The following is a 13,098-nucleotide window of genomic DNA, read 5'->3' as shown; positions in this document are numbered from 1 at the left end:
AACAGCTGATTATCAATTAAATTGTCAGAAATTCTTTCCACCAGTAACCCGAATCTTTAATGGTACGTTCCTGGGTTTTAAAATCATTATAGACTAGCCCAAACCTTGCCGTAAAACCTTCTGCCCATTCAAAATTATCCATTAATGTCCAGGCCATGTACCCTGTAACCTTAATTCCATCATTTTTGAGTTTGAGCAGGGCTGCAAGGTAAAGTTTAAAGTATTCGATCCGTTCGGGGTCTTCTACCCTTTTATCATCCAATTTATCATGATACGCTGCACCGTTTTCGGTGATGATGATATTATTGATGTCCGGATAGGCGGCAAACTGTTTTACAATATTGTAAAAGCTATCTGCATTAATTTCCCAACCCATGGCTGTATGTGGTTTTTTTCTGCTTTTGGCTTTCACTTCCCAAGCCTGGATTACCGGTATAAAGGCATTGTATTTCACCGTCAACGGAAAATAGTTTTGAAGGCCGATAAAATCAAAGTCGAATTTCATCCTTTCCTGCAATCGCCAGGTACCATATTCAATCTGGAACTTTTCTAACACGTCCCAGTCTGCCGTAGGAAAGCCCATGCCTAACGTGGGCTCTACAAATAGACGGTTCATTAAACAATCTATCCGCTTTGCAGCCAACACATCATTATCGCTGTCGGTATAAGGAATTATTTCAGAGCAAGAATAAGTAGTTCCGATATTCGCATTGGCTACCTCGGCACGTAAAATTTTACCACCCTCTGCCTGTGCCAAAGCCGTATGCAAAACCGCCGGAAAAAAATTGCTCAAACCTGTTTTCCCGGGGGCATGTATTCCAAGCATATAACCTAAAGAAGTATAACCAAAAGGCTCATTTAGTACGATCCAGTTTTTTACTTTATCGCCATACGCTAATGCACAGATGCTAACAAAGGCATTAAAGGCCGCATTAATGCTAAAGCTCGTCCAGCCGCCCTCATCTTCCAATGCCTGTGGTAAATCCCAGTGATAAAGCGTAACATAAGGTATAATCCCATTTATTAAACACTCATCAATAAGATTATGGTAAAAACGGATGCCTTCCTGGTTTACTTCTCCCCTTCCGCCGGGCAAAATCCTCGACCAGGCGATAGAAAACCTAAATACCTTAAACCCTAAGTGTTTAACCAGTGCAACATCTTCAGCATAACGATGATAGAAATCGCAGGCAGGATCTAATTTATGATTCTTCTTTATTTTACCGTTTTTCGCTGTAAAAGTATCCCAGATAGAGGGGCCCTTACCGTACTGAGTTGCAGTTCCTTCTATCTGCGCTGCAGCAGTAGCTACACCCCACAAAAAATCCTGACCGAAATTGCTTGCCTTAATCATTGTTATCGATTATTTGCCATAAGTTGCGAGTTTAATATTAACAAATCATTAACAATCAAAATGATTCGGAATCACTGATCAATCCTCCAGCTTTAAGCCGATTTCCTGAAGCAATATAGCTGCATTGAAAGTTTTGCAAGGACCATGTTTCAGCAGATAATCAAATCTCATTTCTCCATTGGTAATCTGGATATCGAAATGGAAATTGCGGACCGTTTCGGGATAATCAGCAATCAGATCTGCCAATAGCAGATCGTGGGTAGCAAAAAGGGCAGGTGTTTTTTCGGCAATCAGCTTTTGGATAAAAACCTTTGATCCTAAATATTTATCGCGGCTGTTGGTACCCCGAAGCATTTCATCAATCAGTACAAAAGTATCTTTATCTTTTACTACATTATCCAGGATCATCTTTAACCGGTTGAGCTCTGCCTTAAAGGTAGAAGTACTTTCATTCAGTGAATCTTTAATCCGCATGTAAGTATTGATCGAAAAAACAGATAATTGCATAGTCCCTGCACAAACCGGCGCACCTGCATAAGCCAATACCATATTAATACCCAAAGTGCGCAGAAATGTACTTTTACCTGCCATATTGGAGCCTGTTATAATATCAACAGTTGGTTTTGCCTCCACCCGAAAATCATTATTAATCCTTACTTGTTCACGAATAAGCGGATGGCCAATCTGCGTAGTAGATAGTTCAAATTGGTCGGTAATTACCGGAAACACCCAATGTGGCTGGTTATAAGCTGTTGTAGCCAGCGAAATCAGTTCTTCAAAATCGCCCAGATGATCAAGCGCAACTATTACATGTTTTGATGATGATTTGTACCAGTTATCTAAATTGATGCAGCATTTTAAATCCCAAAGTAAAAGGGCATTTAGTATGCCACCTACGATAATATTTAGTCTGGCATCAAAATTTTCGATAATCTTTGTTAAACCTTTAATTTCCTTACTCACCGGAATTTTCGAATCGAGTAAACTTAGGGTATAACTGCTTTTCCAATTTTGATTTTCCGTCCATAAAATAGCACTTGCATAACCATTTAACAGGTTCGAGCTCCCGCCAAAGCTGTAAAACACCTTATTGATTTTTGCGCCCAGTAATATATTCCACCCGATATGGATCAGTACCAAAAGGATCAATATTTTCCAGAAAACACTACTAACCAACAATGCGGCCAATACTAGGGAAATAGAAACATAGGGTACCAATTTTACATAAAAACGCATAAAAGATCCTTTAACAAAACTCAACTGTTCTCCTAATTGACTTTTTAACTGTATTTTGATCTGTTCTATTTTTTCAGGATCGTAACCATGAAGATTAGCCCTAAAACTATAGGTTTCTGCTATTTTATCCGTAAGTTCTTTTATCGCTTCCTGGCGGTGTAATATCCTCTCCCGGGTTGATTTTTCTGCGAAACTTTTGGCCAGCAGCCTGTTTCCGTTTTGGGTACTACAACGGTTAGTGAGGACAAATAGCGATGCGGCACCAAAAATATCAAGATCGGAAGTGTAAGGATGCTGTTCGGATTCGAAAGCTTTACCATCGTCGTATCCATTAGCCTTGCCATATAAAATATTCCATTCGTTCTGATAAACCCATAAAAGCTGTTTTTTATAATCGATTTCGCGATCAAGCCGGCTTTGTCTGCGCACAACAACAGCGAAAGCGATTACGGGCAGCAATAAACAAATCTGAATCAATATCCTCAGGCTGTCATCTGCCGAACGCAACAGCAAAACGAAAAATAAAATTTCGCCCAGAAACAAACCTATGCGCAAGAAAGAAAGCTGATCGATCAGTTTTTTTGTTTGATCTATATCTGAAGTAACCTCATTTATTTTATCCTGGTAACCGGCTATTATTTCTTGTTGTTGTTGCTGCATGATTTTATTCTGTATATATTTTCGAAGGTATGAGATCGATAGATTGTCTTTTTTGTTACAATTTCTCTAAGTTTGAATCTCGAAATCCTAAAGATAGGCAAATATTAAATGAAGATTACCCTGATTGCCATTGGCAAAACCGAAGATAAGTATTTAATTGAGGGAATTGATAAATACATCAACCGCCTGAAACATTATATTAATTTTAGTTTTTTGGCCATACCTGATGTAAAAAATGTTAAAAACCTGAGTGAAGCACAACAAAAAGCAAAAGAAGCTGAACTGTTGCACAAACAGATTAACAATGGCGATATGGTGATTTTGCTGGATGAGAAGGGTAAAAAATATTCATCTGTTGAGTTTTCCAATTATTTAAACAAACAGATGATTGGCAGTGTTCAACATTTAATCTTTATTATTGGCGGCCCTTATGGATTTGATGAAAGTATTTACAAACGGGCAAATGGCTTAATTTCCCTTTCGGATATGACTTTTTCTCACCAGATGATCAGGTTGTTTTTTGTGGAGCAGCTTTACCGCGGTTTTAGTATTTTGAAGGGGGAGCCTTATCATCACGCTTAAAGATGGAAAATACTCAAGATAAGATGGATTATGTGGATTAGATATGGAAAAGGGAAATAAAAATCATCATTTAAATAAAAGAACCATGATACTAGATAAATATAAACGGGAATACAGATACAAGAGCAACCAGCGTGGCAGCAACAAATACTTATGGGTGAGTATTATCATTTCATTGATTATTGGCGGCCTGATCTGGTACTTCGGCTAAACGAAAAAACACCAGACAAATTGCCTGGTGTTTTTATACTTTGACTACTAAGCTTAAACGCCTTTTTTACTGGTCATATTTGCTTTTTTGGCCGGAGCCGAAGTTTTGGTAGTTGCTTTTGCACTGGCAGATGCCTTAGCGCCTGAAGCTTTTACTTTTTTATCAGCTGCTTTTTCTTCCGCTAATTTAACTTCTGCAGCTGTTCCTGGTGTTTCAGGAGTTTCTTCTGTAAACAAAGGCAGATCTTTTAATAAGTTATACCAGGTAATGATTTTTTTCATATCCGAAGCATAAACTTTTTCCTGATCGTGGCCTGGAGCAACCTCAAGAAAGAACGGGCGTAAATCGCCTTTAAGATCCGGCGTGCTTCCTTTAGCTGCAATTTTAGCAAAAATATCAGCTAATTTAATTTCTTCATCTTCACCATACACTGTAATATCTTCTAACGAAGCTAATTTTGTATTGGTGATGTTGGCTACAATTTTAGTTTTTTGCTCATCTAAGCTTTCTAAAATGTAACCTACTTTATTTTGTCCAACCAATTTAAATAAACCTGGCCTGCCAGATACGGCAACAATTCCTCTTAAATTCATATTTTTTTGAGATATGAGATTCGAGATATGAGATATGAGAAATCACTCAAATCAAATAACTAAAACTCTTTGTTCAATTATTAAATGAGAATAGGACATCAATCAGAGCAATCAAGTCTCAAATCTAATGTCTCAAATCTCGCATCTATTTTTAATCTTCTAAAACTTCAATATTTACAATCTTATCGCCCTGACGGATATCATCAACAAGGTCTACATTTTCAACAACTTTACCAAAGCAAGTATGGTTGCGATCCAAATGAGCAGTATTTGCTCTGCTATGGCAGATAAAAAACTGTGAACCACCAGTGTTACGGCCAGCATGAGCCATAGATAAAACACCACGATCGTGATATTGATTTTCCCCGTCCAGTTCGCAATCAATTTTATAACCTGGACCACCGGTACCTGCTAAATGTGCCTTAGCCGGATCTTTTGAATTCGGACATCCGCCCTGAACCATAAAGTTAGGAATTACACGGTGAAAAGTTACCCCATCATAAAAGCCTTCTTTAGCTAATTTTTTAAAGTTTGCAACGGCTTTCGGCGCATCATTTTCGTAGAATTCTACGGTCATATCGCCTTTTTCTGTTTTTATTATTGCTTTACTCATATCTATATCGGTACTAATTTTTAAATCTTGTTCGACTAAAAATTTTTCATATTTTTTTTAGTAGAGGGCAAAAATAACAAAATTGTATAACTTATAACATCATTAAATTTTTCTATCCAGTTTAAATGCGGTATTTTAGTGTTTTAAGCATACCGATTTGATAAAGAAATATTATATCCTGCTCATCTGCCTGCTTTGCTCTCTTGGGCTTAGGGCTTCTTCCTTATTAATTTACATGGATGAAGATCAAAAAAATCACCTTAAAGCATATGGTATTGCCTATTGGACGATAAGTAAACAATTGGAGGTTGACTGGCTCTTAAACTATCGTGGTGGAAGCTTTTTAATTAAATATAATAAAACAGTTGAAGATGAACTTAAAATCCGCGGCGTATCTTATGAAGTAATGGCCGATGGAAAGGTAAGCAGCCTATTAAACGAAATCAGTGATCCTGCTGTGAATATGGAAATGGTTAAACTGGAGAAAACGCCGAAAATTGCCGTTTATTCTCCAAAAAGCAAACTGCCATGGGATGATGCCGTTACGCTTGTTTTAACCTATGCAGAAATTCCATACGATGTGATTTATGATGACGATATCCTTCAGGATAAATTGAATAAATACGATTGGCTGCACCTGCACCATGAAGATTTTACCGGCCAGTACGGCCGTTTTTGGGCTAATTTCAGGTACGCTACCTGGTACCAGGAAGATGTTAAAAACCAGGAAGCACTCGCCAAAAGAATGGGTTATAAAAAGGTTTCGGAAATGAAATTAGCCGTAGCCAAACACATTAAGGAATATTGTGCCGGTGGAGGTTTCCTGTTCGCCATGTGTTCTGGCACCGATAGTTTCGACATTGCCCTTGCTGCCGATGGTGTAGATATTTGCGCCCAGATGTTTGACGGTGATCCTGCAGACCCGAATGCACAATCGAAACTTGATTTTAACAAAACCCTCGCTTTTCAGAATTTCAGGCTTGATACCAATCCAATGAATTATGAATTTTCGGATATTGACGTTACGCAAACACGCGCGCTGAACCAGGCGAATGATTACTTTACGTTATTCGATTTTTCCGCCAAGTGGGACTTAGTGCCAACGATGCTTACCCAAGATCACGACAAGGTGATTAAAGGTTTTATGGGGCAAACCACTGCCTTTAAAAAAAGCCTGGTAAAAACGAGTGTAACTGTTCTGGGCGAAAATAAAGGCGCAGCAGAGGTAAGGTATTTACACGGCGAAATTGGCAAAGGTCAGTTTACTTTTTACGGCGGACACGACCCTGAAGACTATCAGCATGCTGTGGGCGACCCTCCAACAGATTTAAGTTTGCATCCAAATTCGCCCGGCTACCGCCTTATTTTAAACAATGTACTTTTTCCTGCGGCCAAAAAGAAACCTCAAAAAACCTAAACTTTCGAAAATTAACGAGTGGTATTATTCCGTTGAGCGTAAAAATTAACTTATTCTTTACTGTATTCCTTTTATGTATACAGTAAATGGCTGCTCATGCCCTTTACGAATCGGATCATTACCAGACCCGATTTTTATAAAAATTATACTGATAACCAACATTTTAGCTCCCGAATTGTAACACCCTTGATACTTTGGCACAGCTTTTGGATGAGCACTGGCAATTAACAAACAGGGTAACACCTAAATTTAAACAAGAATTTTATAAAGGAAAATATCATGAAAAAGTTATTATTAAGTGCTTCAGTCGTTTTATTAGCAACAGGTGCTTTCGCACAAAACACCATGACTGGTAATGACGCGAGATTTGGAATAAAAGCCGGCGTAAACTTAGCAAGATTTCACGCAAGTGGTACTGATGGCAGTACATCATTCAATGACAATGCAAAAGATAATGTTGGTTTTAATGTTACTGCATTTGCTGATTTCGGTGTAGGAAACAATTTCTTCATTCAGCCAGGGGTATCATTACAGAACAAAGGTAGCAAATTCGAGGAAACAACAACAATTGGTGGCATTACCAATACAACCACAAGCAAAGTAAATTTGATGGCTATTGAAGTTCCTGTAAATGCGGTTTTCAGAATTCCTACAGGTGATGCCGGTGCTGTACAAATTTCAGCAGGCCCTTACGTTGGATTTAACATATCAGGAAAAAACAAATTCGAAACCGTTACAACTGGTGGCTCTACTGCGGGAACAGTATCTAATGAAAATGATTTAAAATTTGGTTCAAGTACGGATAAAAACTATGCATCTACAGAATTTGGTGCCAACTTTGGTTTAGCTTACCGTACAAATTCTGGATTTTTAGTAGGTGCGAACTATGGTTTAGGTTTATCAAACCTGGTACCTAAAGATTCTAGATCTGGAGATGGTAAATTAACTAACCGTGTGTTAGGATTTTCAGTAGGTTATTCATTCTAGTCTAGAAAAAACACAGCATAAAAAAACCTTCCTGGTATAATCAGGAAGGTTTTTTTATGCTTATTAATTATATACTGCCTAATCGTAGAAATTCCAGCTTACGCCAAATTTTAGTAAGGCATCTTGCATAGGATATCTGTTTACCGTATAATAACCTTGTTGGAATAGACCCTGATTTACAAAATCATATTTAACAAAAATATTGGCCCTTTTTAAATTTGCTTTAAAAAAGACATCAACTATCGGTCTTGATTGTAATTTTATTGGATTGCGCTCATCAATATAAAATTGGGCCGTAGCTGGTGAATATAAGTAATTCGCATATTCAGAATTGTACCTCACATCTAATCCAATATTGGCTTTTAATACTTTGAAAAAGGTATTATCAAAGTAAATACTGTTATAAGTGTACAGATCCGGTGTTCTTAATACCGCATTTTTATCTGTTTTTTGATAAGCGATATAGTTTTCCATCACAAATTTCCCAAACCTGGTTTTCTTCGATACATCCAACCTGATTAAGCTAATATCTGCAGTAGCCTGTTTTGGTAAAATAGCAGTTGTATTATTGGTTAAATCCGCAGTAAAATAAACGTAATTACTGGTTAAATAATAGTTGGCTCCAGCAGTAAAACCATACTTATCATTAATATAGTTAAAGGATAAATTGGCGATTTTAGTATTCTTAAAATCGTTGTTTTCCCATCGATAATGATTGCCGTGATAATAATTAAAAATGGTTGCCGGTGTTTGGTTCTGTGCATAGGCGCCAAGCTCAATCCTACCTATGTTTTTACCTAAAAGAATTTTACTTTTTGCCTCGTACAAATAATCACCTGCATTTTCACCCTGCAGAATTTGTTGTACATCTAAATTGAAATCGATGTTGTTCGAAAACCGATAGCCTGCTGCGCCTAAAATGGTAATGTTCTGATAAGTAAAGTTACTGTTTTCGTAACTGGTTCCATCTTGTTTTAAACCCAGATATTCATGTTTGTAGTAATCGTGCCTTACCCCTGCATCAACCTTTAATTCATTTTTAATAACCGAACTGTTTTTTGGTCTTAAAAAGAAACTGTAAATAAATTCATTTTTGATGTGCTTTACGTGGGTAGAGTCGTTGGTATATGTTGTGCTCGCCAGTCCCGGAGGCAGCACATTGTTCACATCAGTTCCATTTTTGTAAAAATCATAACTGTCGTTATTATACTCAAACGTATACGAAACCTTATTGGTAGGTAAAACCGCATTGTTAACATTAGCAGAAGTATCTATTCTGCCTACATAATAGGTCTGCTTTAAGAAAAGGGTATTCTTTCGGTATAAATTTCGGGAGTCTGATAAATTAATTGGCTCTGCATCTCTTGATATTTTAGTATAATTTGGATCGAATAATCCTGTAGCTACTGTAGAACCATTCTCATAGGCACGCATGGTATTAAAAATGGCCGATGCCCACATATTATAACGTTTGCTTGGCGATTGGTACCATGAAAATACAGCAACATTCAAATTATCGCCACGTTGCCTGGCATAAAAACCTTTAGAATCGCCTCGGTTAAAATTAACCCCTACGTTCCAGTTTTTTTTAATATTCTGTGTGTGGATAGCCCTGAAAAGCTGTTCCTTTTGGCCTGCACTCACAAAATAGAGACTGGTAAAAGGCGTTCTGGCCTGATAGAAAATAATATCATCAGGCGTTAAAGCATAATAATCGAGTGAATGGAAGCCCACGTCGAAACCAATTCGCTTACTGGACTCGTACAGTAAGGGCCTGGCCGAAAGCCCCATGTTACCATTACTAATGGTGGGATGGGTAGGTTGTAAAAGCGGACTATAATTCTGAATGTTAACGGTTGATGTATCCAGTGGCAACAATACAATGCTATCTTTTGTTAAAGACAGCTTGGTAAAACGGATATATTTGGCCGTAAAAACTACGGAATCTTTACTTCCATCTAGCTTCTTTCTAACCGAATCGAGTTCTTTATTGGTACCAACACTTGTTTTTAAATCTTGTGCAAAGGCTTTGGTGATGCCTAACAGCAGCAGGAAAAAAAAACAGATTTTAATGGCTTTATGCATCTTACAGTTCAGAAATTAATCGGGTTAAAATCTCAGTCATCTTAGGTTCGGCTTTAGCTGCTGCAGCTAAAATTTCGTCTAAATCAAAAGGCTGCAAATCTTCCGGGAAACCTTCGTCTGTTAATACAGAAATGGCAAAAACAGGCAGGCCGGCATGGTTGGCCACAATAACTTCAGGCACTGTACTCATACCTACTGCATCGGCGCCAATTAAACGCAAGTACTTATATTCGGCTTTGGTTTCTAAATTTGGCCCTGAAACGGCAACATATACGCCTTTATGGCACTTAATATCAACACTTTTAGCTATTTCTAACGCTTTGGTTATAATATCGCGTTTATAGGGCTGACTCATATCCGGGAAACGCGGACCTAATTCACTCTCGATTAAACCACGCAATGGATTATCTGGCTGCAAGTTGATATGATCGTCTATAATCATTAGATCACCTTTTTTAAATTCGGGATTTAAGGAGCCCGCAGCATTAGAAACAATTAAGTTTTCGATACCCAAACCTTTCATTACCCTAACCGGAAAGGTGATTTGCTGCATGCTATACCCTTCGTAATAATGTAAGCGACCTTGCATGGCAATAATTTTCTTTCCGTTTAATGTTCCGAAAATCAGTTTCCCGCTGTGAAACTCTAATGTGGAAATTGGAAAATTGGGAATATTGGAATACATCAGCTGATGTTCAATTTCAATTTCTTTTACCAGGCCACCTAAGCCGGTACCTAAAATAATACCTATTTCTGGCTTAAAGTTCTCTGTTTTACGTTTTATATACTCAACGGTTTCTTCTATTGCTCTTAACATAATTTAAAATGAGTTCGTCAAAGGTAATCTTATCTTCTTCAAATAATTCAACCTCAATGGGTAAATAATATATAGGTAAATCTACCAGTAAATCTTTAAATCCGGTAGCTCTTAAACGTTTGCTATCCTTTTCTGTTGTGATGATGATTTTATCTTTTTTATTGCTGCCCATAAAAGCCGATTTAAACTGCTTAAGATCATCATTTTTAAAAGCATAATGGTCAGGAAATTTTTCGTGTTTAATGCTTGCGGCGTATTTTTCAAGCTCTTCAATTAAAGGGTCGGGATTTGCAATTCCGGTAAGCAGAAAAATTTCGAAATTTTTAACAGACTCCAGCGTTTGGCGTTCGTTCCGATACAAATGGATCAGATCGCCATATTTTAAGTAAGAATGTAGTACAGGCTGATCTGCATTTGGCTGTAATTCATTTACCGATGCCTGTTGGGCCACATGCAATAAAGGCACGGGCGATTTGGTAACCAAAAACACATCGGCTCTTTTGCGTGAGGAGAAAACATCTCTTAAATTACCTGCAGGCAGCAAAAATTGCAAAGTACCTAATTTCCTGAACTCAAACAGCAAAATATTAAATCCGGCTTTAATGGCACGGTGCTGAAAAGCATCATCCAGGATAATGATATCATGGTTGTTTTGCAACTGCCTTACGCCTGCCACACGGTCTTCGCATACGGCTACAGTAACCTGCTTAAACTTCTGGTAATATTGTAAAGGTTCATCACCAATGGTTTCGGCTGTAGCATTATGATCAGCCATGATAAACCCTTTGGTTTTACGCCCATATCCCCTGCTTAGTATAGCTATTTTATAGTCGGATAGCAACCTCACTAAATATTCTGTTGTTGGTGTTTTGCCCGAGCCGCCAACGGCTAAATTGCCTACACAGATTACGGGTAAATCGAAAGATACGCTGCGCATTATCCCCCAATCATAAAGCTTTTTCCGGAGTGTAACGGCCATAGCATAAACCAATGAAAACGGGAGCAGCAAAAGACGTAAATAATTAACTAGCATAGTGTCGTGGTTTCAAAATTACTGATTATTTAAAAAAGAAAGGCATAACCTGGTCTGTTACCCATTTAAAGCAACCCATGAGCAACTGAAATGGTTTGGAGGAGGAGGTTTTAGTTTGGAGTTGGCAGTTTTCAATTGCGGTTACAGGACCAATAACTAACCGCAGATCGACTTGTTTAAGTTCCGAGCCGATTACCAGTTGACAGTTTGCAGTTTTAAGTTTGCAGTTTTCAATTTGCGGTTTACAGTTACAAATAAATTAATAGTAAACCAACTTGTAGGTTTGGGATCAATTAACCAGATAACCCAGTTACAGTTTCAATTTACAGTTTAGATTGACTAAGGGCAAATGATCTTAAATTTAAAACTGTTCCAAGATATCCTTATCAGATTTATAGGTCTCGACAATTACCTTCGGAATTATTAGGTTATGCTTTTTATAGAGTGCTGTCCATAGTGCTTCATTGTTCTTTTTAGGGTATTGATAAAAATCCTGTCTTACTTTTAGGGTAGAATAGTTATCGCTATTTTTTAGTTCCGGATCAATATTTTCCAGAAAGATTAGTTCCATTTCCGCTGAAGGTTCCCCTTCAGAAAATAATCCGGCCACTACATTACACTTTAAATATGTAGAAGATAACTTCGATAAACCATTTTCGATGATATAGTTCTGCCGGTTAATCCAGATCATGCTTTTGTTTACTGTGGCAATATTGCTTTCCATTCCTTTAATCAGGTGTTGATTTACCGTGATGTAAACCCAGCCATTCTGGCGTTTGTACAATACATTCTTTGTCCTATTAAACGCGATTTTATAACATTTGGTCCCTTCATATTCCACCTGCCCTTCAATTTCATAATCATTATCCCCGCTGAGCATATTCTCATTGAGATTACTTACAAAATAAGATTTGAGCTCAACTCTTAAATCAACTGCATAATTGATTTTTATACTTCCTGTTCTTTTAAGTTCCTTAAGCCTTCTTAACCCTTCAAGCTGTAACCTGATATCATTTTTATATTCATCAGTGTGAAGATTAAATAATCCCTCGGCATAACTATAATATTTGCCATCTTTTAACATATACTGCCTGCACAACAATTTTTCGCTTACCACGCCAGTATCGGCAAGGTGGGCAGCCGCATTCTTCATTAAAGTAGCAGCAAAATTGGCGGCATAAATATGCACATCGTCCAATTTAATGTATTTATCTTTTAACCTAACCGTGAACTCGCTGGTTATGCTGCGCTCATCAACTTCAACAGAACGGCTTTCGTAACCCACCGAACTGAAAGATAGCAACTGACCTTTATTTAAGGAATCTATTTTAAAGCTAAAATTACCATCAGGATCACTCAGGGCAATTAATTTCTGCTTGTTGTAAATAGATACGGATGAGATACCTTTATTCGATTCGTTAAGCACTTTCCCTTTAATAAGCTGTTGCGACCATGCCCGTGGAAACACGAAAAAGCTACCAATTATAACTAATAAAATGATTTTTGCTCG

12 protein-coding genes are annotated in these 13,098 nt (G+C 37.6%); 4 read left to right on the top strand and 8 right to left on the bottom strand.

The features are described 5' to 3' along the window. Positions 1-16 precede the first annotated feature (16 nt). Complete coding sequence (locus tag BLR60_RS14950; RefSeq protein WP_090501211.1) at positions 17-1,354, bottom strand: GH1 family beta-glucosidase; 1,338 nt, start codon at positions 1,352-1,354, stop codon at positions 17-19. A gap of 78 nt (positions 1,355-1,432) precedes the next feature. Continuing rightward, complete coding sequence (locus BLR60_RS14945) at positions 1,433-3,250, bottom strand: MutS-related protein (protein WP_090501208.1); 1,818 nt, start codon at positions 3,248-3,250, stop codon at positions 1,433-1,435. A 108-nt stretch (positions 3,251-3,358) separates the two neighbouring features. Between BLR60_RS14945 and rlmH the strand changes: the two genes are divergently transcribed. Next, on the top strand, positions 3,359-3,832 hold the full coding sequence (gene rlmH, locus BLR60_RS14940; protein ID WP_090501206.1) for a 23S rRNA (pseudouridine(1915)-N(3))-methyltransferase RlmH: 474 nt from the start codon (positions 3,359-3,361) through the stop codon (positions 3,830-3,832). A gap of 85 nt (positions 3,833-3,917) precedes the next feature. Then, positions 3,918-4,043: a hypothetical protein gene (locus BLR60_RS25335; RefSeq protein WP_262502298.1), complete on the top strand. Its 126-nt coding sequence runs from the start codon at positions 3,918-3,920 to the stop codon at positions 4,041-4,043. Between the two features lie 53 nt (positions 4,044-4,096). Here BLR60_RS25335 and BLR60_RS14935 read toward each other — a convergent pair whose 3' ends face one another. Next, positions 4,097-4,636, bottom strand: coding sequence for a DUF5606 family protein (locus BLR60_RS14935; RefSeq protein WP_090501205.1), 540 nt, complete (start codon positions 4,634-4,636; stop codon positions 4,097-4,099). A gap of 151 nt (positions 4,637-4,787) precedes the next feature. Beyond that, the gene (locus tag BLR60_RS14930) at positions 4,788-5,249 is read right to left on the bottom strand and encodes a peptidylprolyl isomerase (protein WP_090501202.1); all 462 of its coding nucleotides are present in this window, start codon (positions 5,247-5,249) and stop codon (positions 4,788-4,790) included. A gap of 235 nt (positions 5,250-5,484) precedes the next feature. Between BLR60_RS14930 and BLR60_RS14925 the strand changes: the two genes are divergently transcribed. Together BLR60_RS14925 and BLR60_RS14920 are read left to right on the top strand one after the other, a co-directional pair. Further along, on the top strand, positions 5,485-6,666 hold the full coding sequence (locus tag BLR60_RS14925) for an asparagine synthetase B (protein ID WP_090501198.1): 1,182 nt from the start codon (positions 5,485-5,487) through the stop codon (positions 6,664-6,666). A 279-nt stretch (positions 6,667-6,945) separates the two neighbouring features. Beyond that, on the top strand, positions 6,946-7,653 hold the full coding sequence (locus BLR60_RS14920) for a porin family protein (RefSeq protein WP_090501196.1): 708 nt from the start codon (positions 6,946-6,948) through the stop codon (positions 7,651-7,653). Positions 7,654-7,731: 78 nt separating this feature from the next. Here BLR60_RS14920 and BLR60_RS14915 read toward each other — a convergent pair whose 3' ends face one another. From BLR60_RS14915 to BLR60_RS14900, 4 genes are all read right to left on the bottom strand, one after another. Continuing rightward, positions 7,732-9,738, bottom strand: a complete 2,007-nt coding sequence (locus BLR60_RS14915; protein WP_167354746.1) for a putative porin — start codon at positions 9,736-9,738, stop codon at positions 7,732-7,734. Between the two features lies 1 nt (position 9,739). Then, a complete protein-coding gene (locus BLR60_RS14910) occupies positions 9,740-10,555 on the bottom strand; it encodes a purine-nucleoside phosphorylase (RefSeq protein WP_090501194.1) in 816 nt (271 codons plus the stop codon). Beyond that, positions 10,527-11,588: a tetraacyldisaccharide 4'-kinase gene (gene lpxK / locus BLR60_RS14905; RefSeq protein WP_090501192.1), complete on the bottom strand. Its 1,062-nt coding sequence runs from the start codon at positions 11,586-11,588 to the stop codon at positions 10,527-10,529. The genes BLR60_RS14910 and lpxK overlap by 29 nt, the downstream gene beginning before the upstream one ends. Before the next feature lie 361 nt (positions 11,589-11,949). Then, on the bottom strand, positions 11,950-13,056 hold the full coding sequence (locus BLR60_RS14900; RefSeq protein ID WP_208600647.1) for a carboxypeptidase-like regulatory domain-containing protein: 1,107 nt from the start codon (positions 13,054-13,056) through the stop codon (positions 11,950-11,952). Positions 13,057-13,098: the final 42 nt, after the last annotated feature.

The organism is Pedobacter terrae, from assembly GCF_900100705.1.
Lineage (GTDB): Bacteria > Bacteroidota > Bacteroidia > Sphingobacteriales > Sphingobacteriaceae > Pedobacter > Pedobacter terrae.
The sequence above is the reverse complement of the archived record's forward strand: the minus strand, read 5'-3'. Positions and strand labels throughout refer to the sequence as shown.

Bases quoted from the DNA above. Each gene is read 5' to 3' on its own strand.
- BLR60_RS14950 (WP_090501211.1), bottom strand. From the start codon at position 1,354: ATGATTAAGGCAAGCAATTTCGGTCAGGATTTTTTGTGGGGTGTAGCT.
- BLR60_RS14945 (WP_090501208.1), bottom strand. From the start codon at position 3,250: ATGCAGCAACAACAACAAGAAATAATAGCCGGTTACCAGGATAAAATA.
- rlmH (WP_090501206.1), top strand. From the start codon at position 3,359: ATGAAGATTACCCTGATTGCCATTGGCAAAACCGAAGATAAGTATTTA.
- BLR60_RS25335 (WP_262502298.1), top strand. From the start codon at position 3,918: ATGATACTAGATAAATATAAACGGGAATACAGATACAAGAGCAACCAG.
- BLR60_RS14935 (WP_090501205.1), bottom strand. From the start codon at position 4,636: ATGAATTTAAGAGGAATTGTTGCCGTATCTGGCAGGCCAGGTTTATTT.
- BLR60_RS14930 (WP_090501202.1), bottom strand. From the start codon at position 5,249: ATGAGTAAAGCAATAATAAAAACAGAAAAAGGCGATATGACCGTAGAA.
- BLR60_RS14925 (WP_090501198.1), top strand. From the start codon at position 5,485: ATGGATGAAGATCAAAAAAATCACCTTAAAGCATATGGTATTGCCTAT.
- BLR60_RS14920 (WP_090501196.1), top strand. From the start codon at position 6,946: ATGAAAAAGTTATTATTAAGTGCTTCAGTCGTTTTATTAGCAACAGGT.
- BLR60_RS14915 (WP_167354746.1), bottom strand. From the start codon at position 9,738: ATGCATAAAGCCATTAAAATCTGTTTTTTTTTCCTGCTGCTGTTAGGC.
- BLR60_RS14910 (WP_090501194.1), bottom strand. From the start codon at position 10,555: ATGTTAAGAGCAATAGAAGAAACCGTTGAGTATATAAAACGTAAAACA.
- lpxK (WP_090501192.1), bottom strand. From the start codon at position 11,588: ATGCTAGTTAATTATTTACGTCTTTTGCTGCTCCCGTTTTCATTGGTT.